Source organism: Clostridium sp. CTA-7 (assembly GCF_054768095.1).
This window is the reverse complement of the sequence record NZ_BAAAAV010000002.1, coordinates 108,247-125,991: the sequence shown is the minus strand read 5'-3', so window position 1 is coordinate 125,991 and position 17,745 is coordinate 108,247. Positions and strand designations below refer to the sequence as shown.

At 28.6% G+C, this 17,745-nt stretch carries 16 protein-coding genes; 1 reads left to right on the top strand and 15 read right to left on the bottom strand.

The genetic code is table 11. The annotated features are described in order from the left end of the window. Position 1 precedes the first annotated feature (1 nt). The 11 genes from ACYUEX_RS03615 to ACYUEX_RS03565 all read right to left on the bottom strand — a co-directional run bounded on the left by ACYUEX_RS03615 (position 2) and on the right by ACYUEX_RS03565 (position 11,297). Complete coding sequence (locus ACYUEX_RS03615; protein ID WP_460286604.1) at positions 2–919, bottom strand: ABC transporter permease subunit; 918 nt, start codon at positions 917–919, stop codon at positions 2–4. A 64-nt stretch (positions 920–983) separates the two neighbouring features. After that, positions 984–2,192 carry a sugar ABC transporter substrate-binding protein gene (locus ACYUEX_RS03610; RefSeq protein ID WP_460286603.1) on the bottom strand — a complete coding sequence of 403 codons (1,209 nt, stop codon included), beginning with the start codon at positions 2,190–2,192 and terminating at the stop codon, positions 984–986. Between the two features lie 119 nt (positions 2,193–2,311). Next, on the bottom strand, positions 2,312–3,259 hold the full coding sequence (locus ACYUEX_RS03605; protein WP_460286602.1) for a PucR family transcriptional regulator: 948 nt from the start codon (positions 3,257–3,259) through the stop codon (positions 2,312–2,314). 239 nt (positions 3,260–3,498) lie between these two features. Next, a complete protein-coding gene (locus ACYUEX_RS03600; RefSeq protein ID WP_460286601.1) occupies positions 3,499–4,047 on the bottom strand; it encodes a phosphatase PAP2 family protein in 549 nt (182 codons plus the stop codon). 292 nt (positions 4,048–4,339) lie between these two features. Then, positions 4,340–5,677: a PTS sugar transporter subunit IIC gene (locus tag ACYUEX_RS03595; RefSeq protein ID WP_460286600.1), complete on the bottom strand. Its 1,338-nt coding sequence runs from the start codon at positions 5,675–5,677 to the stop codon at positions 4,340–4,342. A gap of 46 nt (positions 5,678–5,723) precedes the next feature. After that, positions 5,724–6,029 carry a PTS sugar transporter subunit IIB gene (locus ACYUEX_RS03590; protein ID WP_322459296.1) on the bottom strand — a complete coding sequence of 102 codons (306 nt, stop codon included), beginning with the start codon at positions 6,027–6,029 and terminating at the stop codon, positions 5,724–5,726. 36 nt (positions 6,030–6,065) lie between these two features. Beyond that, positions 6,066–7,505 carry a glycoside hydrolase family 1 protein gene (locus tag ACYUEX_RS03585; protein WP_460286599.1) on the bottom strand — a complete coding sequence of 480 codons (1,440 nt, stop codon included), beginning with the start codon at positions 7,503–7,505 and terminating at the stop codon, positions 6,066–6,068. A 262-nt stretch (positions 7,506–7,767) separates the two neighbouring features. Then, on the bottom strand, positions 7,768–8,499 hold the full coding sequence (locus ACYUEX_RS03580) for a MurR/RpiR family transcriptional regulator (protein WP_460286598.1): 732 nt from the start codon (positions 8,497–8,499) through the stop codon (positions 7,768–7,770). A gap of 87 nt (positions 8,500–8,586) precedes the next feature. Next, a complete protein-coding gene (locus tag ACYUEX_RS03575) occupies positions 8,587–9,480 on the bottom strand; it encodes an ROK family protein (RefSeq protein WP_460286597.1) in 894 nt (297 codons plus the stop codon). Between the two features lie 126 nt (positions 9,481–9,606). Continuing rightward, positions 9,607–11,013: a GH1 family beta-glucosidase gene (locus ACYUEX_RS03570; protein WP_460286596.1), complete on the bottom strand. Its 1,407-nt coding sequence runs from the start codon at positions 11,011–11,013 to the stop codon at positions 9,607–9,609. A 50-nt stretch (positions 11,014–11,063) separates the two neighbouring features. Then, positions 11,064–11,297, bottom strand: coding sequence for a hypothetical protein (locus ACYUEX_RS03565; RefSeq protein ID WP_322390298.1), 234 nt, complete (start codon positions 11,295–11,297; stop codon positions 11,064–11,066). 194 nt (positions 11,298–11,491) lie between these two features. Between ACYUEX_RS03565 and ACYUEX_RS03560 the strand changes: the two genes are divergently transcribed. Beyond that, complete coding sequence (locus ACYUEX_RS03560; RefSeq protein WP_460286595.1) at positions 11,492–11,617, top strand: hypothetical protein; 126 nt, start codon at positions 11,492–11,494, stop codon at positions 11,615–11,617. A 139-nt stretch (positions 11,618–11,756) separates the two neighbouring features. Here ACYUEX_RS03560 and ACYUEX_RS03555 read toward each other — a convergent pair whose 3' ends face one another. From ACYUEX_RS03555 to rlmD, 4 genes are all read right to left on the bottom strand, one after another. Next, the gene (locus tag ACYUEX_RS03555; protein WP_460286594.1) at positions 11,757–12,497 is read right to left on the bottom strand and encodes a TMEM164-related integral membrane acyltransferase; all 741 of its coding nucleotides are present in this window, start codon (positions 12,495–12,497) and stop codon (positions 11,757–11,759) included. Between the two features lie 695 nt (positions 12,498–13,192). Next, complete coding sequence (locus ACYUEX_RS03550; protein ID WP_460286593.1) at positions 13,193–15,481, bottom strand: glycoside hydrolase; 2,289 nt, start codon at positions 15,479–15,481, stop codon at positions 13,193–13,195. A gap of 475 nt (positions 15,482–15,956) precedes the next feature. Beyond that, positions 15,957–16,220, bottom strand: coding sequence for a DUF4190 domain-containing protein (locus ACYUEX_RS03545; protein WP_411168915.1), 264 nt, complete (start codon positions 16,218–16,220; stop codon positions 15,957–15,959). 162 nt (positions 16,221–16,382) lie between these two features. Then, entirely contained in the window at positions 16,383–17,744 is a 1,362-nt protein-coding gene (rlmD, locus tag ACYUEX_RS03540; protein WP_460286592.1) for a 23S rRNA (uracil(1939)-C(5))-methyltransferase RlmD, read from the bottom strand. Between the last annotated feature and the right edge of the window lies 1 nt (position 17,745).

The window sequence follows — 17,745 nt, the reverse complement described above, 5'->3', positions numbered from 1 at the left end:
ATTAATCAACCTCCTCAAACTGGCCAGACGCTTTCATTTGAATAAATGAAATTGATGCAATTATTATAAATGTTATTATACTAAGTGTTGCTGCAATATCAAATCTTCCAAATTGTATTGAAAGTTTATAATTTACTGATGCTAGTATGTCTGTGTACCCTGCAAACTGTGTTGTTAATCTTGGAGGTCCTCCATTTGTTATTAAAAAAGCTTGTCCAAAATTATTAAAGTTAAATGCAAAAGATGATATGACTAGTGGATAAGCAGTTTTAGCTAGTGCTGGTAATGTAATACTTGTGAATTGCTTCCATTTACTTGCACCATCTACCATAGCTGCTTCATAATAAACTTCTGGTATTGCTGATAATGATCCTAAACAAACATTCATCATATACGGAAATCCAAGCCATATATTAACTAATATTATACTCATTCTAGCTAAATTAGGATCTGCTAACCATTTTATAGGTTCTTGTATTATGTGCAACTGCATTAGTAAATTATTTATTTGTCCGTAGCTTCCATTAAGTAAACCTTGGAAAGATAAAATTGCAACAGATGCTGGTAAAGCCCAAGGAAGAATTAATATTCCTTTATAAAACCCTCTTTCTTTTATATTAGGATTATTCAAAACTAATGCTATTATTAACCCTAAAAAAAAGCATCCAAGCGTTGATAATATTGCAAAAACCATTGTCCATGCAAATACAGGTAAAAATGTTTCTTTAAAAGGTCCGGTTAAAACTTCTATAAAATTCGCTAACCCTATGAAATTGATTTCACCCTTTGAAAACTGAGTATAATCAGTAAAAGCATAGTATATTGTTGATAATACTGGAAGTAATGTGAATATACATATTGAAATAAGCGCTGGTGCTAAGAAATAGTAAGCTTTATGACTTTTACTCTTCATGCCCATGTTAAATCCCCCTTTATTTTATATAGAGATAGGTAAACTACCTATCTCTATTTAGCTGCATATATTATTTTATTTGTTTAATGCCTTCTTTCACTTGATCAACTATATTCTTTCCAGCTGTTTTAGCATCTATTTGACCTGAAGTTAATAACTTCAAGTTATTTCCTGCTGGTTCCCACATAGCTTGAACTTCTACTACATTTGGCATTGGCATAGCAACTTTTGCTTGTTCCATAAATGCTTTTGTATATTCATCATCAACTGTATAGCCTTTAGCTACAGGAATTCTGCTACCAGTTTTATATACTATATCTTGTCCCTTATTAACAAATTCCTCCATAAGTTTCCAAGCTATATCTTTATTCTTTGAATTTTCATTAACAAATGCAGTTTGAACACCTAAGAATGTTTGTGGAACTTTTCCATTTAAAGTTGGCATTGGAATTACACCAAAGTTTAATCCAGCTTCTTTAGCACCTGCAACATCCCATGGACCTGAGAAGTAGAATCCAGCTTTACCTGATGTGAAATCTCCTTTAGCTATGTCACCAGTTATATCTGCTGCCATTAACTTATTCTTGTTAACTAAATCTGAAATGAATTGAAGTCCTGCTACTGACCCTTCATTTCCAAGTCCTATATCTGATGGGTCTAATGTTCCATTATTATTCTTATAAACATATCCACCACCAGCTGATAAGAATGCATATGAGAAGAAGAAGTTATTTACGTCATATTCAAATCCAGTTTCTTTTGCCATTGTAACTAAATCTTCCATTGTTTTTGGAACTTCTTTAACTTTATCTTTATTATAGAACATCGCTGTTGTTTCTTGAGCAAACGGTATAGCATATTGTTTTCCACCTATTGTTATAGCATCAACTATCCCTTGAGAAGTATATTTATCAGCAGAAACCATACCTGCTGGTACTTCAGCAGTAACTCCTGCCTTCTGGAATGTTCCTAAATTATCATGCGGTACACCTAATATAAGATCTGGACCATTGTCACTTTGGCAAGCTTGGATCATTTCTTGGAACTTTCCTTGGTCTTCAACAACATTTACTTCAACATTGTTTTCTTCTCCCCAAGACTTAGCTACTTTTTCAAATTCTTTAACTTCGTTAGCTGTGAAGTGTGACCAAACTGTTAATGTCTTCTTTTCTCCACCTTTATTTCCAGTTGTATCACTCTTTCCACCACAACCTACTAAAGAAGTTGTTGCAATTACACCAGCAATTAAAACTGCTAACAATTTTGAACGTTTTACCATAATAAATTCCTCCCAAAATCTAATTTTAGACTCTTATATTTATAAACCTTTTTAGGCTTATTAACTTAATTAATTATATTATTTACAGGTAACCTTACCGGTACCGTTTCCATAAAACTTTAAACTTTATTCTTAAATCTTGCTTCTTTCCAAAGTAAAAATAATATTTTAAACTCTATTGCCTCATTAAAATTAGATATATCATAATTAACTATTTTTTTTATTTTATCAATTCTATAAAATAAAGTATTCCTATGAATATATAATTTATCTGCAGACTCGCTTATCTTTAAACCTTCACTGAAAAATATTTCTATAGTTTTTATTAAACCATCATCCAATTTAGAAAAAACCTCATTATATTGCTTATATACTCTGTTAATCTCTTTTTCATCTACATTTTTTATAATTTTTTCTAATAATAATGAATTTTCTGTATATATTTTCGATGGTAAATTATACTTTAGACATACTTCTAAATTTTCCTTAAGATATTCAAATTTCTCCTTAAATTCATTGTATTCATTTATCTTACAATAACTTATACAACATTCTTCTGTTACATTCTTTTTTAATTCAATGTATAATTCTTTAATTTTTTCCTTACTAATATCATTTTTGCTTACTATAAGAATATATTCATCATGATATACAATTATACTCTCGTTTCTTAAATAATTTTTTTCTATTAATTTTAGAGCTTTAAATTGCTTGTCCCTCAAATAAATAAGTATTAATTTAAAGGGCTTATCCTTAATAACTTCTTGTAGAACATCGTTGGAAAATTCTTTTCCCTTTATTATATCTGCTATTATTTCTTCTTTTGATTTGACTACATTGCTTAGCTGTTGTTCTAAACAGTATTTCAACAAACTTATACAATTACTATAATCATCGTATGTTTCTAATAGCAATTCTTCAGTTGAAATTTTTAAAATACTACTAATAACATTACAATTTTTTCTTTGCATAAAATCAGCTATTACAGATCCATCTTTCTTACTTATTTTAAAGGGAATTTGAATTTCTTCACTTATTTTTTGAAAAGAGTTTTTTAACTCATACATAAGTTTCCCCCACCAGATAAAATTTTTAATGTTTTCATAACCTTCACGAAACAGGTAACGTTTCCAAAAAACTAAAAATTAAAACTCTTATTTTATATATTTCCTTTATCTTATATTTAAATTATACTGGTGAAAACGTTTTTATTCAATAGTATTTTATCACAATTACTAACATTTTTTTTGTACTTTTTTACAAAAAGCTTACTTAAGGCTTATTTATTAATAATTTTAAAAGGCCATCACTCATTGGACAGCCTTTCTAATTTAATATTATCAATTATTTTAATAGTAATTAAGCTACATACAACTCCTAATATTATTCCTCCCAATACATCAGAAGGATAATGCACTAAAAGATATAATCTAGAAAATGCAATAAGTGATGCTAAAGAGTAAAATAGATATTTCCATTGCTTTATATAATGACTAAGTACAACTGCTGCTGCAAACGAAGACGCTGTGTGTCCTGATGGAAATGAATATGATAATGGTGCCTTTATCATAATTTTCATATTAGGAAATGTAATAAAAGGTCTTGGTCTTTTTACTATATTTTTTATAATTACCTCTCCAAATAAACTTGTTATCAAAAGGGCTACTAACATTGTGATTCCTATTTTCCTATACTTATTACTAAATAATAAGATTATCCCTATAATTATCCATATAAGCCCACCATTTCCCAATGCTGTTATAAAACTCATTATTTTATCCATAATTGGACTTGATAGATTATCACTTATAAACCTTAAAATATTTATATCTATGCTACTTATATTTAATACCATATTTCCTCCACTAAAAATTTTACATAATATATTTGTTATTTATTCTTTATTTTGATTTATTATTCTTTAATTATATACATTTTTATTTTATTATATAATTACTATAGTATTATCTCATAATTATTAAGAAAAAATCTAGAGGTAGTGTCAGTTTTTTGCTGATACTACCTCTATTATTTAAGATTTATATTTAATTCTTTTTAAATATTTTGCTCATTTCTACAAGTTCTACCGCTATATCTTTTATAGTTTCTGCACTAATTAATTGGTCTTCTGCATGCATTATTTTTTATTACATACTTTCTATATCTGAATACTCCTGAGTTTCTTGCATTTTCGCAGCTGCCTTATTAGATGCAATAACAAATGGTGCATATATAAGAACACTAACAGCTAAGCAAACTAATCCAACAACAAGCCCCATAAAATTCGCTCCTGTTCCTAAAAATGGAATTAATGGTCCTGGAGTAGTCCACGGTACTCCATATGCTACTGGTGGAATTATTTTTAACATAATAGCTCCATAACCAATTAAAATATTTACTACTGGTACAAGTAGAAATGGAATTATAAATATTGGGTTTAATACTATTGGTAAACCAAATATTACTGATTCATTAATATTAAACAATCCAGGCGCAATTGATAGTTTTGCTATATCTTTTTGATCTTTCATTCTTGAGAAAATAAATATTGCTATTATTAACCCTAATGTCATTCCTGATCCACCATAATTTGCAAATGCATCATTTAATGCCCAAGTCGTTGGAAAAGGCGCTCCCCATGCACTTCCATTAGCTTGTACATAAGCTAAATTAGCTGCATTAGCTTCAGCAAACATAGTATCTCTTACAGCTGCAACTGTATTGGGTCCATGTATTCCCATTATCCATAGCAAGTTAGATACTACTGCAAATACAATAACTGAGAATACACTTGTTCCTAATTTAGTTAATGGTTTTTGTAATACATTGTAAACTAATGTATGAATTCCACCACCATCAGTAACCTTTAATAATAAGAAATTTGCAACTGAGAAACTAATTGTTACTATTATTATTGGAAATAATATTTTAAAAGTTCTTGCAACTGCTGGTGGTACTTGTTCAGGCATTTTTATCTCAAGCTTTGGACTTTTAGAAAGTCTTGATAATATTTCTCCAACTAATAAGCCAACAATTATTGCAACGAATAATCCTTGCGGTCCCATATATTGAGTTGAAATTGCCCCATCTTTGCCTGCTGGATATATGATAAAGAAAACTGAAACAGCAGTAAGTCCAGTTAATAAGTCATCTGCACCTAAGGTTCTTGCAAGATTTCTTGCTATTAAAAACACTATTAAAATTGCTAAAATATCTAAGGATCCTTTTAATACAGGTGCAAATATTGCTTGATAATCTGCTAGATTAGGTATTAAAGTGCCTAATTTTAATAATTTCGCTATAAATCCATCTGGTGATAATAAAACAAAGTTTAATAATACCATTAATGACCCAGCCATTGTTAATGGAAAAGTTAAGATAAATGCATCTCTAATAGCACAAATATGTCTTTGTGAATTTAACTTTGTTGCTACAGGTACAAGTACTCTTTCTATGCCGTTTTCAAATTTCGTCATAATGCTCATATTTTTATTCCCCCTCATAAATATTACTTACTTATTAAAATCTTGATTATAAACCAAGTGTTTTTAATACATTTTCTAGAATTGCTTTGCCATTCATAGTTCCGTATAGTCTCATATCTATTACTTCTACAGGTATTCTTCCTTTAACTAATGCATCCACTTGTGGTTTTTGGAATCTTACTTGTGGTCCTAGTAATACTATATCTACCTTATCTATAACTCTTGAGCATTCTGAAACTGGTAGAGCTTCAATATTTATTTCTATTCCTTTTTCTTTTGCTGCACCTTTCATTTTATTTACCAAAAGACTTGTTGACATTCCTGCTGCACATACTAGTAAAATATTTTTCATTATAATTCCTCCTAAAATTTATTTTTCAAAACATAACTAAAGCTCTTCTCCATTAGTTCTTATAACATTTTTATACCAATAAAAACTTCTCTTTTTTATACGCCTTAAGTCTTTTTCATCATTTTCATTTCTATTTATATAAACAAATCCATATCTTTTTTGATATCCATTAAGCCAACTTAATAAATCTGTAAAGGACCATGTACAATATCCTAATAATTCTACTCCATCAGTTATTGCTTCTTTACAAGCTTTAATATGATTTCTAATGAAATCTATTCTATATTCATCATTTATTATGTCCCCATCCTCGAGCTTATCAAATTCTCCAAGTCCATTTTCTGTGACTAATATAGGTAGTCTATATCGACTATTTATCCTTCTAATGCCAATCCTAAGACCTGTAGGATCTATTTCCCAATCCCAATTCGTTCTCTCTAAATAAGGATTTTTTATACTCTTAAAGCTACCTGGTATTCCGTAATCTTTAGCAGTTCCCTTCTTACCTGATGTATTTATTTCTTCAAAATTATTAAGTCCACCTATTGCATTTGCCTCAACCGTTTCACTTCTATAATAATTTATCCCAATAAAATCAGGTTTTCCTCTCTCTAAAAGTTCTAAATCTCCATCCTCAATCTCTGGTGCTATCCCTTGTTTTTCATATCTACTTAATGCAAATGCTGGATAGTTTCCAAAACAATATACATCTAACCACCAATGACAATTCATATCTTCAGCGTTTTCTCTAGCTAAAGCATCCTCTGGTTTGCATGTATAAGCATAATTAGGAGTAAAAGCAAAACTTGGGCCTATCATTCCATTTGATACATATTGTCTAAATGATTCTATTGCCTTTGCATTAGCTAAACTTGCAATATGATTCGCTTTAAGCATCCTTTTATCATCCTGTACCTTAGGAGGATGTATTCCAATCTTATATCCTAAAAGTATAAATACATTCTGTTCATTTAGAGTTATCCAGTATTTAACTTTTTCACCATATCTTTTATAGAGAGTTATACAATAATTATTAAAATCCTCTATTATCTCTCTAGATTCCCAACCTCCATATAACTCTTGAAGGTGTTGTGGTAGATCCCAATGATATATAGTTATAATTGGTTTTATGTCATTAGCAATAAGTTCATCTATTAACTTATCATAAAACTCTAGACCTTTTTCATTTACCTCTCCTCTTCCTTTCGGATAAATTCTACTCCATGCTATTGAAAATCTGTAGGCTTTTAATCCCATCTCCTTCATCAATTCTATATCTTCTTTGTATCTATGATAGTGATCTACTGCTACTTTTCCATTAGTTCCTTTATAAGTTGTGCCTGGTATCTCAGTGAATTTATCCCAAATACTCGAGCCTTTTCCGTTAATATCATAAGATCCTTCAACTTGATATGCTGCAGAAGCGCTTCCCCATAAGAACCCATCTTTAAATTTATCGAGTTTTTCATAAATCAAGATTACCTCCTCCTTTCTCCCTTGATGTTCATATTATAACTTATAAAAATATCCTTGTAATCATTTTCAAAGCTTAAAAAAACATACCTCAACTCTTTATAACTTGTTACATTTATGTAACAAATTGTTTCCTTCAAAACATATTTCTTATATTATTTCTCTGCTCGTATTAGTTAAAATAATATAATTTAATTAAATACTATAAATTTAAAAATCTTATAAAATACATATTGTTATTAAAAAATAATGGGTAGATGAAAAATCATCTACCCTTATAATTTCTATATAATTTTCTTCCTATAGTTTCAATTATATATAATGCTGGAATTTGAGTCGTAATATCATTTTCTTCTGTTTTCTCTTGTTGCACATAATATCCAATATTTATATCAGATATCTTTGCTAAAGTTGAATCTTCATTATTAGTTATACTTATGATTTTGCTACCTTTTCTCTTTAAGCCATTTATATGATCTATTACAGTTGGTGTTTCTCCCGAAACAGAAAAGGCAATTGTTACATAATTTTCTGTGTATTTGAAATTAATTGGATAAAATGGATCATCAATATATATTGCATTTCTTCCTATAGCAGAAATATACCTTGCTGAATACTTAGAAAGTATTCCTGAAAAGCCTATTCCAACAAATATTATAGTACTTGCTTTATTTAATTCATCACAAACCATATCTATTTTTTCTCTATAGTCTTTAGTTTGTGCTTTTTTTAAAAAGTCAATTATCATTGAAGTGTTATCTGTTAATTCCTTTCCTCCACCTTCTTCTATATACATTTTGAATTTTAATTTAAATTCAGAAAAGCCCTCACAATCTAGTTTTTTACAAAATCTTAATATAGTTGTAGTAGATACGTGAGCTTCATTTGCTAATTCTCTTATCCTCATGTAAATTACTTTTTCACTATTTTTCATTATATAGTTATAGAGTGATAATTCCAATTCATTCAAACTTTGTATTTTATTATAACTAAACATTACTAATCCCCTTTTCTTAAATTAAAAATAATGTACATAGTTATATCTATACCACTTAAAATTCCTATTAACAATATAAAAGTTCATTTAAGCATTACATTTTACATTTATTATGGCACCAAGTATATTAGCATCGTTATTGTATTTGCATCTATCTATTTTCGTTTTAATATACTCTCCTAAATTCTTATTGCACACTTCTTTATATTTAGTATTAATAATATTAATCAGCCACTCTTCCTCTGATATTCCTCCGCCTATATATATGGTTTCAGGGTTATAAAATGCTGTTATTGTCACTAATTGTGCAACTATATTATTTATCCATTGCTCTATACTTTCTATAGCTAATTTCTCTTTATTTAGATATTTTAAAATAATATCTCTGCCATATAAAGCTTTATCACTTTCATTTACCTTTTCATTATATATATTTATTAATCCAGCTATTGATGCAGTATCTCCCATTTTATTAAACCTTTTATTTAAATTATCAAAATAAGTTAAATGATGAAACTCACCTGCAAAGCTATCATTTCCATATATAACACCATTTTCATCACAAATGCATCCCCCAGTGCCTGTACCTATTATTAGAAAAGCTGAACTTTTTTTACCCATTGCATTTCCAATTTTCAGTTCACAAAGCCCTGCTGATTTTGCATCATTTATAGAAAGTACTCTTTTACCTGTTCTTTTTGATATTTCTTCGTTAATATTTGAATTACGCATTATTTTTACATTTGGAGCAGCATCTGATTTTACATTTCCATATTCATCTATAAGCCCTGGTGCACTAACTCCAATGCTTTCTATCATTTCTAATTCGCTGATATTTTGGCACATATAATCATAAAATTTGTCTTTTGTATCAAATTTAATAGATTCAACTTTCCACTTCTTTAATATTTTATAGTTATCATCAACAATGGCATACTTTATAAACGTTCCACCTATATCAATTCCTAAATATTTACTCATATTACTCCACCCTTCTTACCAACTTGATATAAATAAATTTTTATACTATTAAATAGATATTTATAAAAGGCTGAAATCTATATTAATAAAGACTTCAGCCAATGTAAGTATATTTAAATTTTATATCTAAATATCTTCTCCTCTTGTCTCTATTACGTTTTTGTACCAGTAGAAAGAGGCTTTTTTCTTTCTATTTAACTTATTTTTATGGTCAACATATATGAATCCATATTGTTTTTTAAATCCATTTAACCAACTTAACAAATCTATAGCAGACCATGCATAGTAGCCTTTTAAGTTTATTCCCTCTTTAATTGCACTTTTAACAGCTCTTAAATGTGTTTCTATAAACTTAATTCTAGGTATATCCACTACTTGACCTTCTATAATAGGATCTTCATCTCCTAATCCATTTTCTGTTATATATATCTTCACATCTCCATATCTTTCTTTTAACATTCTTAATCCATCTAAAAATGCTTCAGGAGATATTTCCCATCCCCATTTAGTGTACTGATTATCATCCATTTTAACTGTTCTATAAAATCCATCGAAAGACGGATTTCCAGGCGCTCCTGTTGAATTTTCCCTACTTCTTTCAACCTGTTCATCTATATTATTTTTCATTACTCTTTGAGGTTGATAATAATTTAGTCCAATAAAATTATTTTTATCTGCTGCTCTTTTTATTATTTCTAATTCTTCACTGGTCCAATCAATAGTAATACCTTTTTTACTAATAAGATCTACAACATACTTAGGATATTCACCTTTTAATATTGGATCATAATACCAATGCATATCTACTTTATTTGCATGCTCTGCAGCTAATAAATTTTCTTCCTTATCATCTATACTAAAGGCTGGTGAGAATACATGTGTAATTCCTATTTCTCCATATTGCTTTAATGTTTTGTACAATTCAACTGATTTTGCATGAGCTAAAAATACATTGTGAGTAGCTTGGAAATACTTATTAATATCCCCTACTATAGCTGGAGGATGTGCCCCTGCCAAATATCCTAATCCACAAAATACTACTGTTTCGTTAAATGTAATCCAATGCTTAACCCTATCACCAAAAGCTTTATAACAAATTTCTGAATACTTTACAAAAGACTCAATTGTTTCCTTATTTGTCCACCCACCTTTTTCTTCTAATACTTGTGGCAAATCCCAATGATATAAAGTTGCAAAAGGAACTATCCCATATTTTAAACATTCATCTATTATATTATTATAAAATTCTATCCCTTTTTGATTTACTTCTCCTATTCCATTTGGTATTATTCTAGGCCATGAAATTGAAAATCTATAAGATTCTAATCCCATTTCTGCCATTAGTTTTATATCCTCTTTATATCTATGATAATGATCTATTGCTATATCACCATTAGTACCTTCAAAAGTTTTTCCTGGAATTTTAGAAAACACATCCCAATTGGATAGCCCTTTTCCATCCTCATTCCAAGCTCCTTCTATTTGATATGATGCAGATGCTGCTCCAAATAAAAAATCATTTGAAAACTTCATTTATTTTTCCTCCAATTTATAAAAATAAGCTTATTTTCTATTTTAATATGTTACTTAACATTAAGTGTGTAATAAAGTGTTGTTCCATATTTTGATTTAGTCTTAAACTCTGATTTTAAGTAAGCCTCTAACTCATTAGCTGTTAAGCTTGTTTCTGCTGAATAAACTATTTTTATTCTATTGCTATCATCGTTTACTATAAGCTTAACCTTGTTATCCTCATAATTGTCAAAGAATTCTCTTATAAATTTCATTTGAACTCCATTTATTTCTACTTTATACATAAACAATCCCCCTATATCAATTAATTTTTGTTAGTTTACCTAATATAATTTTATAATATTTTTTTATTTAAAACCTATTTTTATAAATTAATAAAACAAATATCATTTTTTATAATTTGTTTTATTCTTGTAACATATTGTTATATTTATCATATTAAATATTTACTAAATTGCATGAAGATCAAATATGTAAATTGGGAAAATATAAAAATAATAAAAAGGAGACCTGGCCTAGAGTAAGGCGTTATTACATTCAATATGATTTAGATAGATTTAAACTAGATTTTGTAGATAAGTTTTTAGCTACACCGTTTAATTAAAATGAAAAAAATTCTGAATCTCACTATAAATTTGTATTTTCGTATCATAGTAATCAGATTATTATAATTAGTAAAAAATATAGAAACATAATATTTGTTAATGGCTATTATAGAAATGATTTGAATTTAGTTGTTCATATTAGAGTAAATCACTCTTATATATTCTATATAAGAGTGATTTACAAACTTTATAGTTTACTAAAATAGCTATATTAAATATCATCATAAAAGTAAATGTATATAATAATTGTGGCATGTTCATAAATAATCTTATAGGTGACTCTATTAAATAACAATAATTAGCTCCAATTACTATATCAATAATAAAAACTATTCCATGGTAAACATTAGTGAATATTAAAATTTCTTTTAAACTTGTAACTGTGAATTTAAAATCTTCAATTACTAAAATATACGTTATAGACCACAATAAACATATATGACCTACAAAATATGAAATTTGAGTATAGTGTGGAAATTTAAATGGATCTACGCCCGGCATTACTAGTGCAAAAATTGCTCCAAAAGACCCCCAATATACTCCTAATGATTTTAACGCTTTATTATTTATTAATAACCCTATAGCTATTGATATAATAGCCACTCTACAATTATAAAGTGGTAGCCCCTGGCTTAATGTATTATATCTTGATAATATATACCATAAATATAAAATAACTTGTTGTGTTAGCATAATTATTATCATAGTATTTTTAATTTTTTTACAGAGAATACTATTTTCTTTAAACACTCTTCTCTTCTTTATAATAATAAAACAACCACTAAATGTTATTATCAAAATTACTATATGTATAAATCCAAAATTATCGAATACATATCTATCCGGATTACTTCTAAAAAGTTCTTTAAGTAAATTCATATTTCCCCTCCAATCATTTTATCTTATGTTTATAATTATATTTCGCGAACAAATAAATGCTTAAAAATAATTTATATATGTTTATATCTTTATACATCATTAACCCTAACCTATAAACTAATAATAATCGATTCTATATTGGGATTACTAAAAGCTCAAATAAAGATTATATATCATACTAAATAGATTAGCAAATGACTGTACTTTCAAATATTGTTACTCTAAAGATAGTACTTGTCCATCTACTTTTAATAAAAAAGTATCAAATTTAAAAATAAATAAAATCCAAAAGATTTTTGTACTATATAGAAGGCATACAGCTCTACTTTTAATTTACTTAATTTTCATATTCTCACCGCTTAATATATTATTATATATTGTTTTCTAAACATAAGCCATAATTCCTCAACAACATCTTCTAAATATACAATAACTCTATTATCTTACTAACACCATTCTCCTTTTAGTGTTGCATCTAAGTGAATATTACTTCTTGACACCAACCATAACTAAAACAGGTATGAGTACTCTTTTGTCACTAATCATTTAAAAATAAAAAGACATAAACTTAAGATTTTCATCTAAAGTTTATGTCTTTAAAAGCTTTGTAATTATCTAGGTTTTACAATTTAAACCCGTATTTAAAATTAACCTAAAACATAGATTTATTAATTAAATATACTTCTCTTTATCTATTAATATCCAAAAACCTTAAATTCTCTTAAGCTAACCCATCCATTTACTTCAGTAAATTGTATTCTTACATATCTAGCTTGTATAGCATTAAATTTATCAGCTTGCATATTGTCTGCATTCATATTTTGTCGTTTATCACTTATAATCGCCCAATTAACTCCATCTGTAGATGTTTCAATGTAATATTTATATGGGCTTCCATTAGATTCTCTATTTATCTCAGTTGAATCCACACTATAAATATCACCAAGATCCACCTGTAACCAGTGAGTCCAATATCCATCATTAGCAATCCATTCCGTATTTGTAAGACCATCAGTGGCATTATTAGCGTAATGTTTTTTTCGGCCTTCTACACTATCTGCTGTAGCTTGTTTTCCTAATGCTAAATTTATCGGGTTCCTTAAACCATCATTATACACATCTAATCTATCTGCTGTTAATACTATACTCGTTGAATTAGGATCCTTTTCTCCAGTTGCTCTTACTTTTATAGTATGCTCCCCTGATTCTAATAGAGGACTTGTATATAATAAAGTGTTATCTGCCCTAGTTGGAGCATAACAATTTACTTTAACCTCTGGCCCACCATCTATAGATATTGCTGCTATGCCATGGTAAGTATTCTTTTCTCCATATAGAGATACTTGAGTTCCTGTAAATTTGCTTTCAAAATAACTATCTGCTGTCTCAGTCCAATGACAGTCATTGGAAAAAGCTGATATACCTGCTTTGTAATTCCAGTTTCCCACATAGTTGAATTTTTCTTGCTGATTTCCAACAATAGTATCATTTATACTTTTCATACCATTATAATTAACATTTGAAATTACATACGTTGTAACTGACTCAGGGTTTGCTGTAACACTCAAAGCTTTATTTTGAATATTTACATCATTAACCTTACTTAAAGCTTCACTAAAAGATGTTCTGTATACATTAGCACTTGTTCCTAAAGTATTAAATGCTGATAAATCAAAATTATATTCTTGTGCTGAAGTTGTATCATTTGTCACAACTAACACTAATGTATTATTATTTTCATCATAAGCTGCAACAGTCTTATTATTACCTGAATTTATAATCTTAGCACCTGGTCTTATAAACTTGCTGTAATTACCCATTACGTAATATTGATTAGTATACCAATATTCTTCTTTTCCACCTTCAAAGGTTGCGTGAATTAGTCCCCATGAATGTTTTCCTGATACAGCTCCTTCTTCACCTTCTACAGCCTGCCAATAAATCCATGAAGGAACTCCCATATCATTTATATCACTGGTTATTGTATTTGCAAGCCTCAATGGCCACTTCATAGAAGAATGATCATGAGAACTTATAGGTTCTCTCCAATCTCCTCCACATCCATACTCTGACATCCATAAATTTTTATTTTCTCTTGCTGCGAGTTCTTTAAGTTCATAACGTTTACTACCAGCATAAGAATGAGTATTTATTTGAGAAATATATGACTTTGCTGTATTATCATAATAATTATATGAATCTATAGTTTCATCAATAGTATTCTCTTCTGGTCCAGAAAGTATTGTATCAAGATTTTTTTCTTCTATCTTTTTTCCAACTTCTTTCATAATAGTATTTTGATTACTTCTATCCCAATGACATCCCTCTTGTGCACCATTATAACACCAAGCAGGAGAATTAGGCTCATTTATAGGTGATAAGGTAGTAAAATTAATTCCATCATAGTCCCTAAAATGCTTTACAACTTCTGTTAAATAATCAGCAAAATCTGTGTACTTAGAATCTTGAAGATTATTAACTCCAAATATAGGTGCTAATCCTTTACCTGAAGTACAACCGCTCTTTGTCATCCAATATGGTGGTGAATTAGAAAATGCTTCAAGTATGTTAGCCCCTCTCTTATTTGCTTCTAATAAAATACTTTTTTGTCTGTCATCTGCATTCCAATCCCATACCCCATTTTCTGGTTGAAAACCAGGTACTTCTCCTCCTGCTCTCATATGCTGGTGATTAGGATTCTCCCCTCCTCCTATGTTATACCTTGCAATATTAAAACCTAGTCCTTTATTAGCATCATATAGTGTATCCATAATTGCATCTTTATTCGGTTGTGACCAGCCTCCAACAATGTCTGCCCACCATGCTAAAGCTGTTCCCCAACCTTCCATAGTTTGATATTGAGCTGCTGGATTTACATATATATTTGTACTAGCTTTAGCATGCATAGTGGGTACTGCTGACAAACACATTGTAAAAATTACAGAAGTTGAAATTAATTGATTTAATATTTTCCTTCTATTCACATTCTCACCTCTACTAATATTTTTATATTAATATTGAGTCGGCAACTAAATTGTTATAACAAGCTTGTTACAATAATTTTATCACTTAAAACACTTTCCTTATGTCATATTATGTATTGAAAAAAAAGAAAAAAACGACATATTTTCTTGGCATACTTATAAAAAAATTTTTTATAAAATAAATTACAATCACCATTTTAGGCCATTCTTAAGAAGTAAATTTTACGTTTTATGTTCACTTTAACTAAACCTTTGAACATAAAAATAAGATTTCGTATCTCTTAATACGAAATCTTATAATCTAGTAGTTAAAATTTTCCTCATATTTATTTATACCTTGGTAAAGGATATCTAAATTTGTATTATTCTTCAAATAATATTTTAAGTCTCTTATTAAATCTTCATTAATTATTTGTATTATTTCTGTGATTATTTGTTCTTTAAATTTTATCTCATATTCCTCTCCCTAAAAACACTAAAGTATAAACATTATTACAATAAAGGCATAAAGGAGATTAATAATACCAGATACTAGACCAAAAATTGCAAAACCTTTTCCCTTTTGAGAAGTATTTGAAACTTGTGATAAAGCAATTGCAGAAAAAACTATTGCTAATATTCCAACGATTCCCCAAAAATTTAAAAACCATGAAACAATACCTAAAACAAGTCCAACTATTGCCATACCATTAGTCGAATTATTTTTGATTTCTAAGCCATTATTATTTTGCTCACCCAAATTGAATCCCCCTTTTAATTATTTAATCACTAAGCTAATTTATATTTATTAATGATATATATATTATAAAACTAAATAATATGTGCATTTATAATATTAATATTCATCAAAAGGCTCACTAATTTCTAGAAAATAAAAAAAGAACCATGATTTCTCAAGGTTCTAACTTTGTTTTCTTTGTAGCTTTATTACAACTTCACCGTGTGGCGTGTTTGGGAACATATCCTTAACGCAACTTTCAACTATTGTGTATCCTGATGATATTAAGTCCTTTAAGTTTTCTACTAAAGTTTTAGGATTGCATGATACATAAATTATTTCCTTAGCATTGAACTTTATTACATATTCTAATGCTTTAGGATGTACTCCACTTCTTGGTGGATCTAATATTATAATATCTGGTTTATCTTTAACTGTTTTTATTATCTCTGCAACATCTCCGGCTAAAAACTCACAATTATTTAATCCATTTAACTTAGCATTTTCCTTTGCCGCTTCTACAGCTTCCTCTATAAGCTCTATTCCTACTACCTTTTTAGCATTTGAAGCTGCTATTTGACCTATTGTACCTGTTCCACAGTAAAGATCAAATACTACCTTATCATTTGATTCTCCCATAAAATCTCTAACTATACTATAAAGACTTTCTGCTCCTTTAGTATTTGTCTGGAAAAATGAAAATGGAGATATTTTAAAGCTAAGACCTAGTAAATTTTCTATTATATAGTCTTTACCAAATAATAAATTTACTTTTTCTGGGATTACCGCATCTGAAAAAGAATTATTTTCAGTATGTAGTATAGATACTAATTCACCTTTATAATTTTGTTCCTTTAGTAAATCTACATATTCTTTCAAGTTAAAATCTATTTGAGTTGTAGTAACTAAATTAACCATTAATTCACCAGTATTTATAGCTTTTCTTATTACTAGGTGTCTTAAATATCCTTCTCTTTTCATAACTCTATAGTATGGTAATTCTTTATCCTTAAAGTAATTAACAGTTTCTCTTATTATAGTTCTAAAATCTTCGTCAACTATCATACATTTATCAACTGTTATAATACCAAAAGATTTTCCCTTCATATGCATACCTAGAGTTAATTCTCCACCTTTTTCAAAGTCTCCAAAGGTAAATTCCATTTTATTTCTATATTCCCATTGCTCTTTACTTCCTACAACACCTAAGTAATTTCCCATAGTGATATTGGCATCTTTAAATAATTCTTTTACTTCTTCACTTAAAAAATCTAATTGCTTATCATAAGTTAAGTTTTGTGATGTACAACCACCACATACTCCAAAGTGTTCGCAAGCCTTATCTATTTCATAATCTGATTTTTCATCAACTGATAAAAGCTTTAACTCTGCATAGCCTTCTCTTTTCTTCTTAACTCTTCCGCTTACTAATTGCCCAGGAAAAGCACCTTTTACATATATCTTTCTTCCTTCTAGAGTGCCTACTCCAACTGATGGAAATTCTGTTTTATCTATTTTAACTTGTACTGTACTTCCTTTTCTCATT